Annotated in this window: 17 protein-coding genes; 8 read left to right on the forward strand and 9 right to left on the reverse strand. The window is 70.0% G+C overall.

Features of this window, described 5'->3' with window-relative positions; genetic code table 11:
* The first annotated feature begins 21 nt into the window (after positions 1–21).
* Genes BC358_RS20080 through BC358_RS20100 form a run of 5 tightly spaced genes read left to right on the forward strand, consistent with a single transcriptional unit; the run spans position 22 to position 3,710 of the window.
* Positions 22–1,212 carry a beta-ketoacyl-[acyl-carrier-protein] synthase family protein gene (locus tag BC358_RS20080; RefSeq protein WP_079367194.1) on the forward strand — a complete coding sequence of 397 codons (1,191 nt, stop codon included), beginning with the start codon at positions 22–24 and terminating at the stop codon, positions 1,210–1,212.
* An 11-nt stretch (positions 1,213–1,223) separates the two neighbouring features.
* Entirely contained in the window at positions 1,224–2,018 is a 795-nt protein-coding gene (locus BC358_RS20085; RefSeq protein ID WP_127807327.1) for a beta-ketoacyl synthase chain length factor, read from the forward strand.
* 53 nt (positions 2,019–2,071) lie between these two features.
* The gene (locus tag BC358_RS20090; protein WP_256861598.1) at positions 2,072–2,458 is read left to right on the forward strand and encodes a 3-hydroxylacyl-ACP dehydratase; all 387 of its coding nucleotides are present in this window, start codon (positions 2,072–2,074) and stop codon (positions 2,456–2,458) included.
* Positions 2,455–3,192: a 3-oxoacyl-ACP reductase FabG gene (gene fabG / locus BC358_RS20095; RefSeq protein WP_079367197.1), complete on the forward strand. Its 738-nt coding sequence runs from the start codon at positions 2,455–2,457 to the stop codon at positions 3,190–3,192. The genes BC358_RS20090 and fabG overlap by 4 nt, the downstream gene beginning before the upstream one ends.
* A gap of 23 nt (positions 3,193–3,215) precedes the next feature.
* On the forward strand, positions 3,216–3,710 hold the full coding sequence (locus BC358_RS20100; protein WP_079367198.1) for a hypothetical protein: 495 nt from the start codon (positions 3,216–3,218) through the stop codon (positions 3,708–3,710).
* 12 nt (positions 3,711–3,722) lie between these two features.
* On the opposite strand, the gene BC358_RS20105 is transcribed toward BC358_RS20100, so the two are convergent.
* From BC358_RS20105 to BC358_RS20145, 9 genes are all read right to left on the reverse strand, one after another.
* Positions 3,723–4,901 carry a cation:proton antiporter gene (locus tag BC358_RS20105; RefSeq protein ID WP_079367199.1) on the reverse strand — a complete coding sequence of 393 codons (1,179 nt, stop codon included), beginning with the start codon at positions 4,899–4,901 and terminating at the stop codon, positions 3,723–3,725.
* The gene (locus BC358_RS20110) at positions 4,898–5,659 is read right to left on the reverse strand and encodes a class I SAM-dependent methyltransferase (protein WP_079367200.1); all 762 of its coding nucleotides are present in this window, start codon (positions 5,657–5,659) and stop codon (positions 4,898–4,900) included. Before BC358_RS20110 ends, BC358_RS20105 begins: the two co-directional genes overlap by 4 nt.
* Before the next feature lies 1 nt (position 5,660).
* On the reverse strand, positions 5,661–6,431 hold the full coding sequence (locus BC358_RS20115) for a glycosyltransferase family 2 protein (protein ID WP_079367201.1): 771 nt from the start codon (positions 6,429–6,431) through the stop codon (positions 5,661–5,663).
* Positions 6,428–7,198, reverse strand: coding sequence for a 1-acyl-sn-glycerol-3-phosphate acyltransferase (locus tag BC358_RS20120; RefSeq protein WP_079367202.1), 771 nt, complete (start codon positions 7,196–7,198; stop codon positions 6,428–6,430). The genes BC358_RS20115 and BC358_RS20120 overlap by 4 nt, the downstream gene beginning before the upstream one ends.
* Positions 7,191–8,045, reverse strand: coding sequence for a MipA/OmpV family protein (locus tag BC358_RS20125; protein ID WP_079367203.1), 855 nt, complete (start codon positions 8,043–8,045; stop codon positions 7,191–7,193). Before BC358_RS20125 ends, BC358_RS20120 begins: the two co-directional genes overlap by 8 nt.
* The gene (locus BC358_RS20130) at positions 8,042–9,379 is read right to left on the reverse strand and encodes an NAD(P)/FAD-dependent oxidoreductase (RefSeq protein WP_079367204.1); all 1,338 of its coding nucleotides are present in this window, start codon (positions 9,377–9,379) and stop codon (positions 8,042–8,044) included. Before BC358_RS20130 ends, BC358_RS20125 begins: the two co-directional genes overlap by 4 nt.
* Before the next feature lie 76 nt (positions 9,380–9,455).
* Positions 9,456–11,099 (reverse strand): NAD(P)/FAD-dependent oxidoreductase, encoded by a 1,644-nt coding sequence (locus BC358_RS20135; protein WP_079367205.1) that lies wholly within the window; start codon positions 11,097–11,099, stop codon positions 9,456–9,458.
* 61 nt (positions 11,100–11,160) lie between these two features.
* Positions 11,161–11,958 carry a beta-ketoacyl synthase chain length factor gene (locus BC358_RS20140; RefSeq protein ID WP_079367206.1) on the reverse strand — a complete coding sequence of 266 codons (798 nt, stop codon included), beginning with the start codon at positions 11,956–11,958 and terminating at the stop codon, positions 11,161–11,163.
* On the reverse strand, positions 11,955–13,160 hold the full coding sequence (locus tag BC358_RS20145) for a beta-ketoacyl-ACP synthase (protein ID WP_079367291.1): 1,206 nt from the start codon (positions 13,158–13,160) through the stop codon (positions 11,955–11,957). The genes BC358_RS20140 and BC358_RS20145 overlap by 4 nt, the downstream gene beginning before the upstream one ends.
* 135 nt (positions 13,161–13,295) lie before the next feature.
* On the opposite strand from BC358_RS20145, the gene BC358_RS20150 reads away from it, so the two are divergent.
* The 3 genes from BC358_RS20150 to BC358_RS20160 all read left to right on the forward strand — a co-directional run bounded on the left by BC358_RS20150 (position 13,296) and on the right by BC358_RS20160 (position 19,922).
* A complete protein-coding gene (locus tag BC358_RS20150; protein ID WP_079367207.1) occupies positions 13,296–13,982 on the forward strand; it encodes a hypothetical protein in 687 nt (228 codons plus the stop codon).
* 36 nt (positions 13,983–14,018) lie between these two features.
* Positions 14,019–17,585 carry a DNA polymerase III subunit alpha gene (gene dnaE / locus BC358_RS20155; protein WP_079367208.1) on the forward strand — a complete coding sequence of 1,189 codons (3,567 nt, stop codon included), beginning with the start codon at positions 14,019–14,021 and terminating at the stop codon, positions 17,583–17,585.
* 111 nt (positions 17,586–17,696) lie between these two features.
* On the forward strand, positions 17,697–19,922 hold the full coding sequence (locus tag BC358_RS20160) for an ATP-binding protein (RefSeq protein ID WP_179130108.1): 2,226 nt from the start codon (positions 17,697–17,699) through the stop codon (positions 19,920–19,922).
* The last annotated feature ends 7 nt before the right edge of the window (positions 19,923–19,929 follow it).

The following is a 19,929-nucleotide window of genomic DNA, read 5'->3' on the forward strand; positions in this document are numbered from 1 at the left end:
GGTTTTCCTACACTGCGCCCCATGACCCCGCTCGCGCTTTCCGCCTACACCCTCACCACCTGCCTCGGCCGCGGGATCGACGCCACCCGCGAGGCCCTGCGCGCCGAACGCTCGGCGCTGGCGCCGTGCACCTTCGAGACGGTGCGGCTCGACACCTGGATCGGCGAGGTCGCCGGCGTCGACGAGCAGCGCCTGCCCGAGGCGCTGGCCCGCTACGACTGCCGCAACAACCGCCTGACCCTGATGGGACTGGAGACCGACGGCTTCGGCGACCGCGTGCGCGAGGCCACCGCGCGGTACGGCGCCGATCGCGTCGGTGTGTTCCTGGGCACCAGCACCGCCGGCATCCTGCAGACCGAGCTGGCCTACCGCCGCCGCGACCCCGCCACCGGCGCGCTGCCCGACGACTTCCACTACCGCACCACGCACAACGCGTTCTCGCTGGCCGAGTTCACGCGCGACCACTTCGGCCTCACCGGCATGGCGATGGCGATCTCCACCGCCTGCTCGTCCAGCGCCAAGGTGTTTGCCGCCGCCGCGCGCCAGCTCGCGCTGGGCACGATCGACGCGGCTGTCGTCGGCGGTGTCGACACGCTGTGCCTGACCACGCTCTACGGCTTCGCCTCGCTGCAGCTCACGTCGAAGAACCCCTGCCGGCCCTACGACGCATCGCGCGACGGCATCTCCATCGGCGAGGGCGCTGCCTTCGCCCTGCTGGAGCGAAACGCTTCGCCGGCTCCGGGCACAGTGATGCTGCTGGGCGTGGGCGAATCGAGCGACGCGTACCACATGTCCTCGCCGCACCCCGAGGGCCTGGGCGCGCGGCTGGCGATGGAGGCGGCGCTGCGCTCGGCCGGTCTTGTGGCCTCCGACATCGACTACATCAACTTGCACGGCACCGCCACGCCGGCCAACGACGCCGCCGAGGGCAAGGCCGTGACCGCGCTGTTCGGCGACTCCGTGCCGGGCAACTCCACCAAGGGCTACATGGGACACACCCTTGGCGCCGCTGGCGCCATCGAGGCCCTGGTCTGCGCGATGGCGCTGACCGACGGCCGTCTGCCCGGCAGCCCGGGCACCGGCGCGCTCGACCCGTCGATCCCGATCCGCTACCAGTTGCGGGGCGAGGACCGGGCGTTGCGCCACGCGCTGAGCAACTCGTTCGGTTTTGGCGGCAGCAACTGCAGCCTGGTGCTGGGAGTCGCAGCATGAACCGCACGACCATGCAACCACTGCAAGCTTTCGTCACCGGCATCGGCCTGATCGCCCCCGGGTTGACCGACTGGGCCAGCGCCGCCGCCGTGCTGCGCGGTGAGCAGCCCCACACGCCGGCCCCCACCGTGCTGCCCGTGCCCGAGCTGCTGCCGCCGGCAGAGCGCCGCCGCGCCAGCCGCGTCATCAAGCTCTCGCTGGGCGCGGGCCTGGAGGCGGTGAAGCAGGCCGGCGCCGACGCGTCGACGCTGGCGACGGTGTTTTCCGCCTCGGGCGCCGACGGCCACAACTGCCACGCGCTGTGCGAACAGCTGGCGGGCGAGGACCGCCAGATCTCGCCCACGCGCTTCCACAACTCGGTGCACAACGCGGCCGCCGGCTACTGGGGCATTGCCACCCGCGCGATGGCGCCGTGCCAGGTGATCGGCGCCTACGACGCCAGCTTCGGCGCGGGCCTGCTGGACGCGCTGGCGCAGGTGGCGGTGGATGGCCAGCCGGTGCTGCTGATCGCCTACGACAGCGAGTACCCCGAGCCGCTGCGCGCCAAGCGCGACACGCCCGACTGCGGCGCCGTGGCGCTGCTGCTCTCGCCAGAGGCCGAGGGCGCGCTGGGCGTGCTCACCGTGGCGCCGACCACCGAGGCCGCCGAGCCGATGCCCGGGGCCTCGCTGGAGGCGCTGCGCACGTCCATCCCCGCGATGCGCGCGCTGCCGCTGCTGCGCCGCGTGGCGGCTGGGCAGGGCGGCGAGGTGGTCCTGGACTACCTCGCGCCCATGCAGCTGCGGGTGGGGTGGCGGCCGTGCTGAGCGCGCCGCTGGACCACGGCTGGATCGCGGCCCACATCCCGCACCAGGGCAGCATGTGCCTGCTGGACCGCGTGCTCGAATGGAGCGAACAGCGCATTGTCTGCGAGGCGGTCAGCCACACCGATCCGGCGAATCCGCTGCGCGATGCGGGCCGCCTGGGCGCGGCTATCGGCGTCGAGTACGCGGCGCAGGCCATGGCGGTGCACGGCGCGCTGCTGGCACCGAGCGACGCGGCCCCCACACAGGGCTACCTCACCAGCGTGCGCGGTCTGAGCCTGCACACCGACCGTCTCGACGACGTGGGTGGCCCGCTCACCATCACGGCCGAGCGCCTGTCGGGTGACGCGCGCCTGATCCTCTACCAGTTCACCCTCCACTGCGGCGAGCGCTGCCTGCTCGACGGCCGCGCCTCCGTGGTGCTCGATGCCCAGTCCCTATGAACACAGACAGCAAACGCCGCCGCGCCCTCGTCACCGGTGGCAGTGGCGGTATCGGCGCCGCCATCTGCGAGCGCCTCGCGGCCGACGGCCACCACGTCATCGTGCACGCCAACCGCGGTCTTGAAAAAGCCCAGGCCCTGGCTGAAAAGATCAACGCGGCCGGCGGCAGCGCCGAGGCCGTGGCCTTCGACATCACCGACCGCGCCGCCACCGCCGCGGTGCTGGAGGCGCTGGTCGAGGTCGCGCCGATCCAGATCCTGGTCAACAACGCCGGCATCCACGACGACGCGGTGTTCCCCGGCATGACCGGCGAACAGTGGGACCGGGTGCTGGACGTGTCCCTCAACGGCTTCTTCAACGTCACCCAGCCGTTGACCATGCCGATGATGCGCACCCGCTGGGGCCGCATCGTCAGCGTGTCCTCGGTGGCGGCGGTGGCCGGCAACCGCGGGCAGGTCAACTACTCGGCCGCCAAGGGCGCGCTGCACGCGGCGAGCAAGTCGCTGGCGCTGGAGCTGGCCAGTCGCGGCGTGACGGTCAACGTGGTCGCACCCGGCCTGATCGCCACCGGCATGATCGAAGGCAGCTTCGACGCCGACGCCGTCAAGCGCATGGTGCCGATGCAGCGCGTCGGCCAGCCGGCCGAGGTGGCGCACCTGGTGGCCTTCCTCGCCTCGGACCAGGCTGGCTACATTTCGGGACAGGTGATTTCGATCAATGGCGCGATGATCTGAAGCATCCAAGGAGTGTCCGAGCCATGAAGCAGCGTTTCCTGTCCTTGCCTGTCACAGCCTGTGTGCTGGCCCTGTCGGCATGGGTGTCGGCCACCTCGGCCCACGCCCAGGAGACGGACACCGTGCAGAGTGCCGCCCAGGCCTGTATGCGGGCCTGGGGCAGCCAGCACCCGTTCACCGACACGCCGCCGCTGCGCACGGTGTCGGGCGCGGTGCGGGTGCTGGGGCGCGGCTCGTCGGTGGCCGACCGCGAGGTCACCGACTTTCCCGTCCTCGTGGTCGTGCAGCCGGGCGTGAACGTGCTGGGCGAGAGCGAGATGGAACTGCTCAACCCCAACGGCTGGTACTGCCTGCGCGCGGCGGTCAACGTGGGCGGCGGGCTGCGCATCAAGCTGCACTGCGACGCCCGCCTCGCGTCGGCCACCTCGGGCACTTCGGTGCTGGGCGACAACGCCGGGCGCGGCGTGTCGGTCATGGGCGCGATCAGCGTCGAGCGCGTGGGCTGCGCGCGCAGCTGATCGGGCCCGCGTTCAGCGGTGCGCCGACATCCTCGGCGCCACCACCGGCACCGTCAGCATGGTGCTGGCCACGGCCATCAGCAGCAGGGCGGTGAAGGTCTCGCTGGTGATGACCTGCTTGTCCAGCAGGATGTTGGCGAAGATGATCATGATCAGCGCCTTGGTCTGCAGCAGCCAGCCGATGACGCTGGCCTCGCCCGGGCCCCAGCCCAGTACGCGGCCGGCGATGCGCACGCCGATCAGCTTGCCCGCCACCGACACGAACAGCAGCAGCGCCGCCGCGGCGAACACCTCGGCACCGCCGACGGCCCAGTTGGTGCGCAGGCCGGTGGAGAGGAAGAACACCGGCATCATCACCAGCAGCACGTGGTGGCGCAGCTGGTCGAGCCTGTCCTGATCGAACCAGTGCGCGTCCATGATGGCGCCGGCCAGGAAGGCGCCCACCATGTAGTGCAGGCCGGCCCAGTCGGCGCCGAAACCGCAGGCCGCGAGCCAGATCAGCGCCACGTACCAGCGGTCGCGCTCCTGCAGCCAGGCCATCAGGCGCCGGAAGCCCCAGCCCAGCAGCACAAAGGCGATCAGGAAGACCACCTGCTTGCCGATGCGGCTCCAGTCCATCAGGATCAGCGCCAGCACGCCCCAGATGGCGATGTCGTCCAGGCTGGCGTAGCGCAGGATGCGCTGGCCCAGCGGGTGGCGCAGGATCTCCAGCTTCTCCATCAGCAGGATCAGGATCGGCAGCGCGGTGACCGCGCAGGCCATGCCGATGCCCAGAACGAACTGCCAGTGCTGCGCCAGCGGTCCCATCCACCCGGGAAACTGCAGCAGCACCAGCGCGGCGCCGCAGCCCAGCAGCAGCGGCGAGCCCAGCGCCAGTCCGGCGGTGATGCCGCTCTCGCGCCGGTGCTTCCAGGCCTGGGCCAGGTCCAGCTCGACGCCCGCGATCATCACGAACAGCATCACCGCCCACCAGGCGATGCCGTTGAGCGACTGCACCACCGCTGGCGTGAACACGAACTGGTAGTACTCGGGTGACCACTTGCCCAGCACCCCGGGCCCGAGCAGGATGCCCATGATGATCTGCACCACCACCAGCGGCGCGAAGTAGTCGGTGTTGAAGACTCTCCAGACCAGCCAGGGCAGGCTGAAGATGATCAGCATCGCGATCAGGAAGATCTCGGTGGTGTTCATGCCGGGCGCACCCCGGTGTACTCGCGGAAGATGCCCAGCGACACCGAGCAGCCCACATCGGCAAAGCCGGCGTGCCGCAGCGCATCCATGATGGTCTCGGGGTCCAGCGCCGCCTCAATGGTGTCGCCGTAGTAGGCCCAGAGCTTCTGCACGTCGGCGTGCCGGCCGGTGAGCCGCGCCATCAGCGGCACCAGCACCGAGATGTGGAAGCGCAGCAGGCCCCGCAGCAGGCGGCCGCGCGGGCGGCTGATTTCCATGATGCAGACCTTGCCGCCCGGTTTGAGCACGCGCAGGTACTCGGACAGCACCTTGTTCAGGTCGTCCACGTGGCGCAGGGCATAGCCCATGGACACGAAGTCGGCCTGCGCGTCGGGCAGGGGAATGGCCTCGCCGAACGCCTCGATGGTCTCCACCGACACCTTCTTGCGCAGCTCGGCCAGCATGCCGGGCGAGGGGTCGACCGCGATCACCCGGCCCGTCGGGCCGACCAGCTCGACCCCGGCCACCGTCACCAGGCCGGTGCCGGCCGCCACGTCCACCAGCGTCATGCCGGCGGACAGGCCGTTGCGCTTGAGCACGTCGCGCCGGTACCAGGCGCCGCTGCCCAGGGCGGTCAGGCTCTCGGCGCTGTCGTAGCCGCCGGCCGCCTGGTTGAACATGGTCTGGGTGAGCGCGCGGCGCTCGCCTTCGCTCTTGAAATAGGGACGCAGGCGCGGGTCGTCCTTGAGGGCGCCTTTGCCCTGGCTGGGGTTGTTCATGTCAGTGATCCGATCCAAAAAGACGCCGCCAGACCAGCAGGGGCAGCCGCAGCACGAAGCCGATGAAGAGGCGGGTGTGCATCCAGGTCAGCAGGGTGTTGTCGCGCAGGTATTTGAAATGGGAGACGCCGCCTTCTTCGGCGCTGAGGTAGCGCACCGGCGCATCGATGTTGACCGGCCGCACGCCGGCCCAGCACAGCCGCACCACGGCCTCGGGGTCGAAGTCGAAGCGGCGCATGAAGCGGTTGCCGCGCATGATCTTCGCCAGTGGCGCGATGGGGTAGACGCGAAAGCCGTAGAGCGAATCGCCCACGCCCATCCACAGCGTCTCCAGGTTGGCCCAGCCGTTGGAGACCTTGCGGCCGTTGACGCGCAGGGCCGGCGCCTCGGGACCGAACACCGGCTTGCCGAGCACCATCGCGCCCGGGTCGCGCTGCGAGGCGGCCATGAAGGTGGGGATCAGGTCGGCCGGGTGCTGGCCGTCGGAGTCCATGGTCAGTGCGTGGGTGAAGCCCTCACGCGCGGCCTGTTCGATGCCGGCGAGCACGGCCGAACCCTTGCCCTGGTTGTGGGGTAGCACGATGACGCGCAGCCCGGGGTCGCGGGCGGCTTCGGCCTGCAGCAGCCGGTCGGTGCCGTCGGTGCTGCCGTCGACGACGACCCACACGGGTGTCCATTGCGCGCGGGCCTGGCGCACGGTGTCCAGCACGCCCGGGCCGGGGTTGTAGCTGGGGATCAGGACCAGGTGGGTGCTCGAAGGAGAAGCGGTCATGCGGTTGGGGCGGCGGGCGCTTGGACCTCGCGGCGGAAATAGGCCTCCAGCTCGGTGGTGAAGGCCATGTGGTCGGTGGGGGCGTCGAAGCGCCGGCCCAGGCGGGCCTTCACGGTCAGCGGCAGCACCGGCGGGCGCAGCAGCGGCCAGGCCTTGCCCAGATAGGCGGTGGAAAAGTCCAGCAGCACGGTCTGCACCGGGACACCGGCGCGGCGGGCGATCATGCCCGTGGTGGGCTGCAGCGGGTCGACCGGGAAGTGCACGGTGCGGCTGCCCTCGGGGAACAGCACCAGGTGGGTGCCCTGCTGCAGCGCTTCGCACCCCCCCGCGATGATCTGCAGGATGCCGTCGTTGCGCACATAGCGCGCCAGCCGGGCGGCCGAGCCGAACAGCGGGTTGTCCATCAGGCTGGCCTTCATCACGCAGATCGCATCAGGCAGCTGCGAGACGATGATCACCGCGTCGAGCAGGGAGGGGTGGTTGGCGGCGATGACCAGTCCGCGCTCATGGCGCAGGCCCTCGATCTCGGACAGGTCGAAGCGGCAGGCGCACAGCCGCTGCAGCAGGCCCAGGTAGAAGCGGAAACCCGCCGCGATCACGCGCCGGCCCAGCCGCTGGCCCACGGGCCGCGGCAGCAGCGGGTGCAGCAGCATGGCAAAGGGCAGCCAGGTCAGGCAGAGCAGCGCCAGGGCCCCCAGGCCGAGGTGCATGGCCAGGTGCTCGTACAGGGTCCAGAGCGGACCGCGTGGCCGCAGCGTGTCATTCATCGACCGGTACGCGCTCGCTCGATTCGCCCAGCACCCAGGACACCGCCACACCGCCGGCCACGTAGTTTCGCGTGCGCACCAGCGGGCTGGCCTCGAACGCCGCGCCGCGCAGGCTGTCGTAGCGCAGGAAGGCGCCCACCCACTGGTTGCCGAAGCGCTTGGACACGCCCACCAGGTACTGCATGCCGGCGAAGCCGGCGCTGGCCCGGTAGGCCGCGCGGTCGGCGGTGGCGTAGGCGGCATCGACGCCGTAGAAGTACTGGTGTTGCTTGCGGTCGCCGAACAGCGGGCCGGCCTGCAGGCCGACGTTCCAGCCCGGCAGACCGGACAGGTCGGTGAGATCCAGGTTGAGCTTGGGGTGCAGCACCCAGCCCAGGCTCTTCGGGTTGCGTTCCAGCGTGTAGGCGGCGCGCAGCGGCAGCAGCAGCTTGAGCTGGCGCGCCTTGCCCTCGGTCTGCCACAGGGTCAGGTTCAGCTGCGGGCCGACCTCGAAGTTGGCGCGCAGGTCGGGCATGCCGGCTCGTGCCCGGATGTCCTCGCTCGACGCCGGCGGCGACAACGCGGCCGAGACCGTCAGCTCGGCGCGGTCGGAATCGAACAGCTCGGCGCGCACGCCGTCGCGGTCGGCCTTGAGGAACTCGCCGCGGTAGACGAAGTAGGGGGTGGGCAGCACGAAGGCCTGGCGCTGGTCCGAGCCGCGGTAGGCCGGAAAGCTCACCGCCGCCACACCGGCGCCGGCTTCCCACAGCGGCTTGTCTTCCGCGCCCTGCGCCGGGGCGGCGGCACCCAGGCCCAGGAGCAGGCCGGCCATGCCCGGTGCGGACGCGAGGCGGAGCAGGGTCTTCATGCGTTGTACATGGCGGGGTCGTCCACCTTGCGGATGTTGAAGCGGCGCCGCTGCCAGGCCCTGAACGCGCGTCGGGGTTGGGTGATGTTGGCGATGTAGTACATCGCCTTGAATATGAGGATCGAGCGCCAGATCGGGGTCTTGCCGAACACATCGCCCGCCAGCACCGACAGGATGGCTTCCTTGACGCGGAACACGTTCTTGGGACCCATCAGGAAGTCGCGCATGATCGGGTTGGTGACGCGGTAGATGAACCAGGAGAACTCCTTGGGCCCGTGGCGCATCACCCGGTCGAAACGCTTGAGCGCGGCTGCGGCCCGCTGCGGCTGGCGCAGGCAGGTGTCGATGGTGTCGGCGCCCACCACCGCGCTGTGCATGGCGAGCCAGACACCCGAGGAGAACACCGGGTCGATGAAGGCATAGGCGTCGCCGAGCATCAGGTAGCTCTGGCCGTGGTTGCGTTCGGAGACGTAAGAGAAGTTGCCGGTGGCTTCCACCGGGCTCACCTGCGTGGCCATGGACAGGCGCTCGGCCAGCGGCGGGCAGGTGGCGATGTTGTCCATCATGAACTCCTGCAGGCTGCGCGAGCCCTTGGACTTCATGTGGTACGGCCAGGTGACCATGCCGATACTGGTGGTGCCGTTGGTCAGCGGGATGAACCAGAACCAGCCGTGCGCGAACCAGAAGATGCGGATGTTGCCTTCTTCCTCTCCTTCACCGCGGTCGGCGCCGTGGAAGTGGGCGTAGAGGGCCGAGCTGTTGTGGCGCGGGTTGCGGTGCTTGATGCGGAAGCGGTTGGCCAGGAAGGTGTCGCGCCCGGAGGCGTCGACCACAAAGCGCGCGCGCCAGCGCACCGCCTGGTCATCCGCGTCCATGGCGCTGACATGGGCGCCGCCGCCGTCCAGGAATTCAACCCCGGTGACCTTGACGCCCTCCAGCGCCAAAGCGCCCTTGTTGCGCGCATGGCGGAACAGGATGTGGTCGAAGTCGGCGCGCCGCACCTGGTAGGCGGCGGGCATGGACTTGTCCCAGGCGTCGGCGAAATAGAAGGTCTGGGCGCGGCCGTGCTCCATGGAGACGAACTCCGCACCCGGCTTGTGCATGCCGATGGCCTTGATCTCGTCGGCAATGCCCATCTGTTCGAACAGCGGCAGGTTGGCGGGCAGCAGCGATTCACCGATGTGAAAGCGCGGGTGGTGGGCCTTTTCGAGCAGCACCACCTGGTGGCCTTTTTCGGCGAGCAGGCTGGCCACCGTGGAGCCGGCCGGGCCGCCGCCGATGACCAGCACATCGCAGGAAGGGGCGCTGACGCTGCCCGGGACCGGTGTGTTCATGGCGTGGGATTCGGAATGCAATGCGGAAGCCGCCGGGCGGGTGCCGGCGGAAGCCCCGCATCATAGTCCGTCGCCCTCAGCCGACCGGCTCGGGCAGCCGGCCCGGCAGCAGGGCGCGGGCCGGGTCATTGGCGGCCGGGTCGGGCGCCACCAGCCGGCCCAGCGCGCCGGTGTCGAGCCCCGGATGGTCGGCCAGGGCGCGACCGAGGATCTGCCCGGCCAGCGTGTGCAACTGGGCGTTGGACGCACGGATGCGGGCCACGAAGCCGGCGGCGTCCGGCGTGTCGTTGAGGCTGCGGTTGAGTTCGGCGAACCAGGGCAGGGTGGCCTGGTCCAGCATCACCGCGGGGTTGCGCTTCTCGCTGACCACCGACCAGGCGCGCAGGAAGTCCTGCACCGCTCGGTTGAGCGCCTGGCACTGGGCCAGCTCGGTGCGCAGTGCGGCCAGCGACGACAGGTCGGCCAGCCGGTCGTGGAAGACGAACTGCGCCAGCACGCCCCAGTAGTAGGTGTAGTCCCAGATCACCTTGACCGGCAGCACCTCGGGGTCGCCGAAGATCGGGTACTGGTCCTGGTAGAGCGCCAGCGTGCTCTCGTAGAACGAGTGCAGCAGCTGGTCGAACACCTGCACCCGCGCGCCCAGGCGCTCGCCGCGCCGGTCCATGCTGACCAGCTCGGTGATGTAGGTGTTGCTGATGGCGATGAAGTCGCTGCCTGGTGAATAGAAGGGGTCGAGGAACAGCCCGGCCTCGCCGGTCAGCGCCCAGCGGTCGGCCGAATAGACCTGCTTGCAGCCGTAGGAGAAGCGCTTGAAGAAGGCGAAGTCCTGCAGCAGGTGGCGCTTGCCGTCCAGCTCGTCGAACAGCAGCGGCTGGTAGGTCTGGAACCAGTCCATGGCCTTCTCGAAGGTGTCCATGGTGTCCAGCGGGTGGATGGCCGGGTCGGCCACGATGCCGACCGAGTGCGAGCCCGAAGACAGCGGGATCAGCCAGACCCAGTAGCCCGCACCGACCAGGTGGTTGGTCGAGAGCCAGCGCGCCGGCGGGTCGCAGCGCCCGCGCCACTCGGCGTTGTCGGTCCAGCGGTCGATCTCGATGCGGTCCTTGATCCGGAACCAGATCGCGTGGGCGGCGTGGTTGTTCGGCTCCGCCAGACCGAGCTTGCGCTTGATCAGGCCGGCGCGACCGCAGGCGTCGACCACCCAGCGGCTGTCCACCTCGTGTGGCGATGTGCCCAGCGAGTAGCCCACCCGGTGCAGGGCGGCCGGGTCGGCGGACGACTCGGCCAGGTGGATCTGCCGCACCATGGAGCCCTCGATCACCTCGATGCCGCGGCGGCGGGCCTCTTCGACCAGGAAGTTCTCGAAGATGCCGCGGTCGATCTGGTAGCTGGGCACGGAGAGGTGGCGGCTGGCGCCGATCTCGGTCACCTGGTCCAGGTCGCGCCGGCCTTCGGAGAAGAAGAAGCGGAAACCGAACTTGCGCAGGTGGCGCTCGCGCAGGTGATCGCCCAGCCCCACGACCTTGTCGAAGTAGTGCGCACCGACCTCGACCGTCGATTCACCCACCTTGTGGGCGGCTTCGGGCGCCGGGCCTGCGCGGCGCTCCAGCACCAGGAGGTCCAGGTCGGGCTCGCGCTGGCGCAGCTGCAGGGCCAGCGTCAGGCCGGCCAGTCCACCACCGAGGATGACGACGTCGCGGGGAGGGTGTTGCGGATTCATGGCGGCAGTATCGCCGCATTGCTTCGTTGTGGCGGCCTGCGGAACGGGGAAACCGAGGGGTTCAGGGGGCGATGAGCAGGTCCAGCGACTGGTGGGCCGACAGCGGCCAGACCAGCCGCGCCGGTTGCGCGGCGGCCAGGGCCTCGAACAGGGGCAGGGCGGGCGCCATGGCGTTGCGGCCCAGCGCCTGCGCGGCGGGGCTGCGGGCGGCCGGCGCCTCGGTGGCGCCGGGGCGCAGTTGCCAGTCCAGCCGCGCGGTGCGGGCCGGCCCGGCCTGCGGCGCCAGCACCAGCGCCACGGCCAGTGCGCCCTGGCTGCGGGTGGTGTTGGTCAGGGCGCCGACGGCGGCGGTGTCGTAGGCCACGTACAGCACCGGCCGCTGCTCGGCCTGGCACTGCACCAGCGCTTCCAGCAGGCCGTGGGCGAAGCTGTGCGCGGCGCCGCTGACCGCGGTGTTGCTCTGGCTGTTGCGGGTGAGCATGCTCCAGAACCCGGCCGGCGCGTTGTGGATCGAGTGCAGGAACCGGGTGGGCGACACCAGGGTGGGCGTGTGCACCAGGGTGCGGCACAGCTCGTCGATCACGGGCAGGTCGCCGTGGGCCGAGGCAAACACCGCGAGCAGTTGCGCGGGGTCGTGGCCACAGGCGGCCACCGCTTCGTGGGCGGCTGCCAGCGCCAGCGCCACGGTCTGCGGTGCCCGGCGCCGCTCGGCCGGTGGCAGCTGGCTGGGCGGTGGAATCGGCAGCGGCGGGTCCGCCGGAGCGGCCTCGCCCCGCAGCGCGGAACGTGCGACCGTCCAGCCCGGCAGGGTGGGTGACCAGAGCGCGAGGCCGTCGATGTTGGCGCTGAACCGGCTCATGAATCCGCTCCGTCGGCGCGACCGAACACCAGCACGCAGTTGCTGCCGCCGAAGGCAAATGCGTGGCTGGCCACTGCGCGCACCCGCTGTTCCCGCGGTGCCAGCAGCAGCCGGCCCTGGAGGCCCGCCTCGGGGTCGCGGGTGTTCACCGTGCCGGGCAGCAGGCCGTGCTCCAGCGCCAGCAGGCTGAAGACCGCGCCCAGGGCGCCGGCCGCGCCCAGCGTGTGGCCGGTCATGCCCTTGGTGGAGCTGACCGGTGTGCCAGGGGAAAAGCGCCGCCCGATCAGCCGCGCCTCGACCTCGTCGTTCTTGGGCGTGGCGGTGCCGTGCAGGTGCACGAAGCCGATGTCGCCGGTGCCCAGCCCCGCGCGGGCCAGCGCCTGGTCCAGCGCGGCCTCGGCACCCGCGCCGTCGGGGTCGGGGGCGGACAGATGGTGGGCGTCGCTGGACTCGCCGTGGCCCAGCAGCTGCAGGCCACCGGCGCCGCGTTCGAGCAGGGCAAAGGCCGCGGCTTCGCCGATGCTGATGCCCCGGCGCGCCTCGTCGAAGGGCCGGCAGGGTTCGGGCGAGACCAGCTGCAGCGCATGGAAGCCGAACAGCACGCTGCCGCACAGGCTGTCGACCCCGCCCACGACCGCCGCGTCGGCCAGCCCCAGGCGGATCAGGCGCTCCGCGGCGGCAAAGGCCTTGGCGCTGGACGAGCAGGCGGTGGACACCGTGAGCGCCGGCCCCTGCAGGCCCAGCGCCTCCTGCACAAAACCGGTGAGCGAATGCAAGGTGTGCAACGTAGGGTTGTCGGGTTGGGGCGGGAACACGCCGGTGGCGTCGAGCGCCTGGTAGGCGTCCTCGGTGGCACCAATACTGGCGGTGGACGAGCCGAGCACCAGGGCCACCCGGCCGGCGCCGTGGCGCTGCACCGCGGCGCCGACTTCATCCGCAAAGCCGTCCGCCAGCAAACCCCGCCAGGCCAGCCGGTTGTTGCGGCAGTCCCAATGCGCCCATCGCGCCGGCAAGGGCTGGTCCAGCCCGTCGACGCGGCCGACCCAGGTGTTCAGGGGCTCGGCCATCGGGGCGGCGCCAAAGTCATGGGGTCCGAGTGGGCGCAGGCCGCCGCGGCCCTGCGCGATGGCGTCCCGCATCGCCGCCCGGCCGTCGCCCAGGGCCGACACGGCGGTGAAGGCACGGACGCGAAGCGGAGGAATGGGCACGGTGATCGGTCGGTGGATGGGGTGGTGGCCGGCATTGTAGGGAGCCGACCCGGGGCCGCGGACACACCACCCCCCGGTAAAATCACAGGTCCGTTTCTATGGCGCCTGTTGGCGCGCACCCCCCACCCCATGCCCCCTTCGACGACCGAACTGCCTCCGCCGGCGGCCTCTACCGTGTGGCCCTGGGTCAAAGGCGTGGCAGCGGCCCTGGTGGCGGTGGCCTGGGCCGTCGCCTCGCACATTGCGGCCGGACAGAGCGAACCCTCCGGCTGGGGGGCGGCGCTGGCGCTGGCGCCTGTGTGCACGGCCCTGGCGCTGGGCCTGTGGAGCCTGCCGGCGCGCTGGCAGGGCCTGACGGGACTGGCCCTGATGGCGGCGCTGCTGGTCGGCGCCTGGCCCTGGCTCACCGCCCGCGTGCCGCTGCTGTTCTTCCTGGACCAGACCGGCGTCTATATATTGATGGCGGTGGTGTTCGGCCGCACCCTGCGGGGGCCGGGCGAGTCGCTGGTGACCCAGATGGCGCGGCTGGTCCACGGCGGGGTGCTGTCGGCCCGGCAACTGGTCTACACCCGCGGGGTCACCATCGCCTGGAGCCTGTTTTTCCTGGTCATGGCCCTGGTGTCGGTGGCGCTGTTCCTGTGGGCACCCACGCCGGTCTGGTCGACCTTCGCCTACCTGCTGGGCGGCCCGCTGATCGGCCTGATGTTCCTGGGCGAATTCCTCTGGCGCCGCCACGCGCTGGCCGGCGAGGACAAGGCCACCATCGCCGACGCCATCCGCGCCTGGAAGGCGCACAACGCCGACAAGGCGCCCTGATTTTTTCCGCCCGCCACCCGCGGGCCGTTTGCACCGATGTTCATCCACCTGCGCCTGCACACCGAGTTTTCCGTCGTCGACGGCACCAACCGCATCGACGACGCTGTGGCCGCGGCGCAGGCCGACGGCCAGCCCGCGCTGGCGATCACCGACCTCAACAACCTGTTCGGTGCGGTCAAGTTCTACAAGGCCGCCCGCGGGGCCGGCGTCAAGCCGGTGCTGGGGGCCGAGGTGTCGCTGGCCGGCTTCACCGACGAAACGCCGGGTGCCATGCCCGGTGCCCACCAGCCGCCGGCGCCGCGCGTGATCCTGCTGGTGCAGGACAAGCAGGGCTACCTCAACCTCAGCGAGCTGCTCGCCCGCGCCTGGACGCGCAGCGACGGCCGGGCCGGCGCGGTGGTGCAGCGCGAATGGCTGGAGGAACTCAACGCCGGCCTGCTGATGCTCTCCGGCGCGCAAGCCGGCCCCGTGGGGCAGGCGCTGGTGCAGGGCGATGCGCAGCGCGCCGCCGACCTGGCGCTGCAGCTGGCCAGCCTGTTCCCGCACCGGTTCTACATCGAGCTGCAGCGCGCGGGCCGTGCCGACGACGAGCGCCATGTGATCGCCGCGGTGCAGCTCGCCGCGCGCCTGCACCTGCCGGTGGTGGCCACGCACCCGGTGCAGTTCCTGGCCGAGGACGACTACGAGGCGCACGAGGCGCGCGTCTGCATCGCCGAGGGCGAGATCCTGGCCAACAACCGGCGTGTGCGCCGTTTCACACGCGAGCAGTACTTCAAGTCGTCGGCGCAGATGGAAGCGCTGTTCGCCGACATCCCCTCGGCCATCGCCAACACGCTGGAGATTGCCAAGCGCTGCAACCTGACCCTGGTGCTGGGCAAGCCGCAGCTGCCGAACTTTCCGATCCCGCCGGTGGACGGCCGCATCATGTCGGTGGAGGAGTACTTCCGCCACGTGTCCTACGAGGGACTGGAAGGGCGTCTGAAGCACCTCTTCCCCGACGAGGCCAAGCGCGAGGAGCAGCGCCCGCGCTACGTCGAGCGGCTGGAGTTCGAGCTCAACACCATCCTGAAGATGGGGTTTCCGGGCTACTTCCTGATCGTGTCGGACTTCATCAAGTGGGCCAAGGAAAACGGCTGCCCGGTGGGGCCGGGCCGGGGTTCCGGGGCCGGTTCGCTGGTGGCCTACGCGCTGCTCATCACCGACCTCGACCCGCTGCAGTACAACCTGCTGTTCGAGCGCTTCCTGAACCCGGAGCGGGTCTCCATGCCCGACTTCGACATCGACTTCTGCCAGTCCAATCGCGACCGGGTGATCGACTACGTGAAGGACCGCTACGGCAAGGACGCGGTGAGCCAGATCGCCACCTTCGGCACCATGGCCGCGCGCGCGGCCATCCGCGACGTGGGCCGGGTGCTCGACTTCTCCTACGGCTTCTGCGACGGCATCTCAAAGCTCATCCCCAACAAGCCGGGGATGAGCGTGACGCTGCAGTACCCGCCCAACCCAAAGAAGGAGGGCGACAAAAACAACTACGCCATCGAGATGGAGCCCATCCTGGCGGAGCGCATCGAGAAGGAAGAGGACGTCAGGACCCTGATCGAGCTGGCGCAGAAGCTCGAGGGCATGACCCGCAACATCGGCATGCACGCCGGTGGCGTGCTGATCGCGCCGGGCAAGCTGACCGACTTCTGCCCGCTCTACCAGCAGCCGGGCAGCGAATCGGCGGTGAGCCAGTACGACAAGGACGATGTGGAAGCCATCGGCCTGGTGAAGTTCGACTTCCTGGGCCTGGCCACGCTGACCATCCTGGAGATCGCGCGCGAGTTCATCATGAAGCGCCACAAGGGCCAGGAGAACTTCCGCTTCGAGGACGTGCCACTGGACGACAAGGCCGTGTACGCGCTGTTCTCCAAGGGCCAGACCGAGGCCGTGTTCCAGTTTGAAAGCCGCGGCATGCAGGGCATGCTGCGCGACGCCAAACCCAGCCGGCTGGAAGACCTGATCGCCCTGAACGCGCTCTACCGCCCAGGCCCGATGGACCTGATCCCCAGCTTCGTGGCGCGCAAGCACGGGCGCGAGGTGGTCGAGTACCCGCACCCCCTGGTGGAGCCGGTGCTGGCCGAGACCTACGGGATCATGGTCTACCAGGAGCAGGTGATGCAGACCGCCCAGGTGCTGGGCGGCTACTCGCTGGGCGGCGCCGACATGCTGCGCCGGGCCATGGGCAAGAAGAAACCCGAGGAGATGGCCGAGCACCGCCTGATCTTCCGCAAGGGCGCGGCCGAGAAGGGCATCAGCGAACAGAAGGCCGACGAGGTCTTCGACCTGATGGAGAAGTTCGCCGGCTACGGTTTCAACAAGTCGCACGCCGCCGCTTACTCGCTGCTGGCCTACCACACGGCCTGGCTCAAGGTGCACTACACGGCCGAGTTCTTCTGCGGCAACATGACCGTGGAAATGGACGACACCGACAAGCTCAAGGTGTTGTGGGAGGACGCGCGCAAGATGGGCATGGCCTTCGAGCCGCCCGACGTGAACCGCGGCGGCTACCGTTTCGAGCCGGTCACCGACAAGCTCATCCGCTACGGCCTGGGAGCCGTCAAGGGCACGGGCCAGCAGGCGATCGAAGCCATCGTCGCGGCGCGCGAAGGGCGCGGCGAAGGCCCGAACGGCGACGAAAAAGGCCCGTTCACCAGCCTGTTCAATTTCTGCCTGCGGGTGGACCGCCAGCGCATCAACAAGCGCACGGTGGAGGCGCTGATCAAGGCGGGGGCCTTCGATGCGCTCAACCTCAACCGGGCCGAGCTGCTGGCCTCGCTGGACGTGGCCTTCGAGTACGCTGCGGCCACCCAGGCCAACGCCCACCAGGGCGGGCTGTTCGACATGCTGGGCGGCGACGACCATGGTTCCAGCACGCAGGAGCCGGCCTACGAGACCACCACGCCCTGGGGTGTGAAGGAGCGGCTGACGCACGAGAAGACCGCCATCGGGTTCTACTTCTCGGGCCACCTGTTCGACGAGGTCGAGCGCGAGGTGCGGCGCTTCGCGCGCACGCCGCTGGCCGACGTGAAGGAAAGCCGCGACCCGGTGATCCTGGCCGGCATCGTCTCGGACTTCCGCGTCATCAACGGACAGCGCGGCAAGCTCGCCTTCTTCAAGCTCGACGACAAGAGCGGCGTGCTGGAGGTCAGTGCCGACGAGCACCTGATCAACCAGTACCGCCACCTGCTCAAGGACGACGAGCTGCTGGTCGTACAGGCGACCGTGCAGCCGGACCGCTTCTCCGGCGGGTTGCGGCTGAAGATCCAGCAGATCTGGGACCTGGCGGCCGCCCGCTGTCGTTTCGGCAAGTACCTGCGCGTGGCGGTCAACGGCCACGCACCGGCCATTGCCCAGCTGGTGCGGGACTTCCCGCCCCGGCGCGAAGACACCGAGCAGGGCGAACTGGTCCGTGGGCTGGGGGTGCGGCTGATGATCGAGCGCGCCGGCGCGCGCTGCGAGCTGCAGCTGGACGACCGGGCGCTGTTTTTCCCCACCGATGCGGCGCTGGCCAGCTGGATGGCGCAGGCCCACGAGCGGCGCGCCGAGATCGTGTTCGACTGACCGCTGCCATCTGGTCGTGGCAAAACGCCCCAGGGATTTGCCAATCCTGTCACGCTGAGGCGGGTCTCGTCGTTCAAGTCGGCGCGGGTCGGGTCGATGACTTCGACAACCATGAAACTGCAATACAAGGCCTGGGCGCTGGTCTTTGCCATCGTCGGGCTCGCCGCCGGCTCGGCCATGCTGGGCGCCCGATACATTGTTGGCGAATCGTTCGCCCAGCTCGAAGCCGAGCGTGCCCAGCGCGAAGGAGAGCGGGCACGGCGGGTGCTCGACCAGCAGGTGCAGGCCCTCAGCGCCACCGCGCGCGACTACGCGCAGTGGGTGGACGCGGTCGACTTCCTGCAGGGGCGCAAACCCGAGTTCATGGACGACAACTTCGACGTGGGCAACCTGGGGTATCTGCGCATCTCCGAAGTGGCGGTGTTCGACGCAAAGGGCCGGCTGGTCTCCAGCGTCACCGTGGACGAGCAGGGCCGCAAGGTGGTGGTGCCCGATGTGCGGATCGAGTCGATCAGGCCCCTGGCCCGGGAGGTGCTGGCGTCCCCCGACCCTCTGCACTCGCTCCAGACCCTGCGCGTCGCCGATGGCCAGCTGGACCTGGTGGCCGCGGCCTCGGTGCAAAAGCCCGGCGTCCGCGGGGAGCCCGCGGTCGGGGCCATCGTCATGGTGCGCCGTTTCGACCAGGCCGAGCTGGCGCGTTTTTCCGAGGTGTTGATGACGCCGGCGACCCTGTCGTTCGACGCGCCCGACCATCGCGGACGGGACCTGCACCTCGAGCCGGTCGACAACCGGCACGCCGACCTGCACGCGGTGCTGAAGGACCACCAGGGCCGGCCGGTCGCGGAACTGGTGCTCACGCTGGACCGTTCCCTTGAGGAGCAGGGCCGGGTACTGACCTGGAAGGGCATGGGGCTGTCGGCGCTGGCCGGTTTGCTCGCCAGTGTGGTGCTGGTGCTGCTGCTGGATCGTCTGGTGCTGCGCCGCCTGCAGAAGCTGCACCACGATGTGAACCGCATCACGGTGGACGGGCCCACCGCGGGCCACGAGGTCCAGGTGGGCGGTGACGACGAACTCACCCAGTTGGCCGAGGGCGTGAATGCCCTGCTGGGCCGCGTCCGCTCCGATGCCCAGGCGCAGCGCGAGGCGCATGTGCAGCAGGAGGCCCTGCAGGTGCAGCTCATGCAGTCGCAGAAGACCGAGGCGCTGGGTCGGCTGACCGGCGGCATCGCACACGATTTCAACAACTCGCTGGCGGCCATCACGGGCTGGATCCGCCTGGCCAGCGAAGACCTGGACAGCGCGCACCCGAGCCACGAGGCCCTGCAGCAGGCACTCAAGTCGACGCGATACGCCGATGGGTTGATGCGCCAGCTGCTGGCCTTCGGCCGGCAGTCTGCACCCCGGCTGCGGCGGCTGCACTGGGCGGCGCTGATCGAGGAGACGAAGGTCATGGTCTCTGCCGGCCTGACCCGCGACTGCGAGCTGGTGGTGCATTACGAGGTCGACGACGACGAGGTCGATGCCGACCCCACACAGCTGCAGCAGGTGCTGGTGAACCTGCTGATCAACGCGGCCGATGCCATGAAAGGGCAGGGGCGGATCGATCTCACGCTGAGCTCGGCCGAGCTGCCGTCGACGCGTGGCCACGAACTGCCCGCCGGAGCCACCGGTCTCCCCGACGGGCGCTATCTGGTGCTGCGGGTGCGCGATCATGGGCCGGGCATACCGCCCGAGCACGTGGACCGGGTGTTCGACCCCTTCTTCACCACCAAGGCCAAGGGCAGGGGCACCGGACTGGGTCTCTCGGTGGCGCAGGGCATCATGGCCCGGCACCATGGATCGCTGGGCCTGGTCAACAGCCCGGAGGGTGCGTGCTTTGTGCTGTGTCTGCCCGCCAGCCGGCGCGACGAAGCGGTGGCCTCCGTCACCACCCCGGGCGGGCCAGGCAAGGGGCGACAGCTGCTGTTTGTGGACGACGACCAGTCGGTGCGCCACGCCTGGGCCGCGCTGCTGGAGCGCAAGGGCTGGCAGGTCACCCGCTCACGCGACGGCGAAGAGGCCTGGAGCCAGTTCTCGCAGACGGGCAAGCACTTCGATGTGGTGCTGACCGACCAGTCCATGCCGCGTCTGGACGGGGTGGGTCTGGCCCAGCGGATCCGGGCCACCAGCGCGCCGCCGCCCGTGGTGCTGATGAGTGGTCATGTCGACGAGGTCGATGCCGGCCTGCTCAAGACGCTGTTTGCTTCGGTGCTGCACAAGCCGGTGGACCCCACCGAACTGGACCGGGTGCTGCAGGGGCTGTCGTTGCCGGAAGAGGCCTCGGCGACCCCGCCATGAACGCGGG

Origin of the sequence: Hydrogenophaga sp. H7, assembly GCF_002025745.1 — a bacterium.
GTDB lineage: Bacteria > Pseudomonadota > Gammaproteobacteria > Burkholderiales > Burkholderiaceae_C > Hydrogenophaga > Hydrogenophaga pseudoflava.

Excerpts from the sequence above, each read along its gene's own strand:
- BC358_RS20080 (WP_079367194.1), top strand. The coding sequence starts at position 22 with ATGACCCCGCTCGCGCTTTCCGCCTACACCCTCACCACCTGCCTCGGC.
- BC358_RS20085 (WP_127807327.1), top strand. The coding sequence starts at position 1,224 with ATGCAACCACTGCAAGCTTTCGTCACCGGCATCGGCCTGATCGCCCCC.
- BC358_RS20090 (WP_256861598.1), top strand. The coding sequence starts at position 2,072 with ATGTGCCTGCTGGACCGCGTGCTCGAATGGAGCGAACAGCGCATTGTC.
- fabG (WP_079367197.1), top strand. The coding sequence starts at position 2,455 with ATGAACACAGACAGCAAACGCCGCCGCGCCCTCGTCACCGGTGGCAGT.
- BC358_RS20100 (WP_079367198.1), top strand. The coding sequence starts at position 3,216 with ATGAAGCAGCGTTTCCTGTCCTTGCCTGTCACAGCCTGTGTGCTGGCC.
- BC358_RS20105 (WP_079367199.1), bottom strand. The coding sequence starts at position 4,901 with ATGAACACCACCGAGATCTTCCTGATCGCGATGCTGATCATCTTCAGC.
- BC358_RS20110 (WP_079367200.1), bottom strand. The coding sequence starts at position 5,659 with ATGAACAACCCCAGCCAGGGCAAAGGCGCCCTCAAGGACGACCCGCGC.
- BC358_RS20115 (WP_079367201.1), bottom strand. The coding sequence starts at position 6,431 with ATGACCGCTTCTCCTTCGAGCACCCACCTGGTCCTGATCCCCAGCTAC.
- BC358_RS20120 (WP_079367202.1), bottom strand. The coding sequence starts at position 7,198 with ATGAATGACACGCTGCGGCCACGCGGTCCGCTCTGGACCCTGTACGAG.
- BC358_RS20125 (WP_079367203.1), bottom strand. The coding sequence starts at position 8,045 with ATGAAGACCCTGCTCCGCCTCGCGTCCGCACCGGGCATGGCCGGCCTG.
- BC358_RS20130 (WP_079367204.1), bottom strand. The coding sequence starts at position 9,379 with ATGAACACACCGGTCCCGGGCAGCGTCAGCGCCCCTTCCTGCGATGTG.
- BC358_RS20135 (WP_079367205.1), bottom strand. The coding sequence starts at position 11,099 with ATGAATCCGCAACACCCTCCCCGCGACGTCGTCATCCTCGGTGGTGGA.
- BC358_RS20140 (WP_079367206.1), bottom strand. The coding sequence starts at position 11,958 with ATGAGCCGGTTCAGCGCCAACATCGACGGCCTCGCGCTCTGGTCACCC.
- BC358_RS20150 (WP_079367207.1), top strand. The coding sequence starts at position 13,296 with ATGCCCCCTTCGACGACCGAACTGCCTCCGCCGGCGGCCTCTACCGTG.
- dnaE (WP_079367208.1), top strand. The coding sequence starts at position 14,019 with ATGTTCATCCACCTGCGCCTGCACACCGAGTTTTCCGTCGTCGACGGC.
- BC358_RS20160 (WP_179130108.1), top strand. The coding sequence starts at position 17,697 with ATGAAACTGCAATACAAGGCCTGGGCGCTGGTCTTTGCCATCGTCGGG.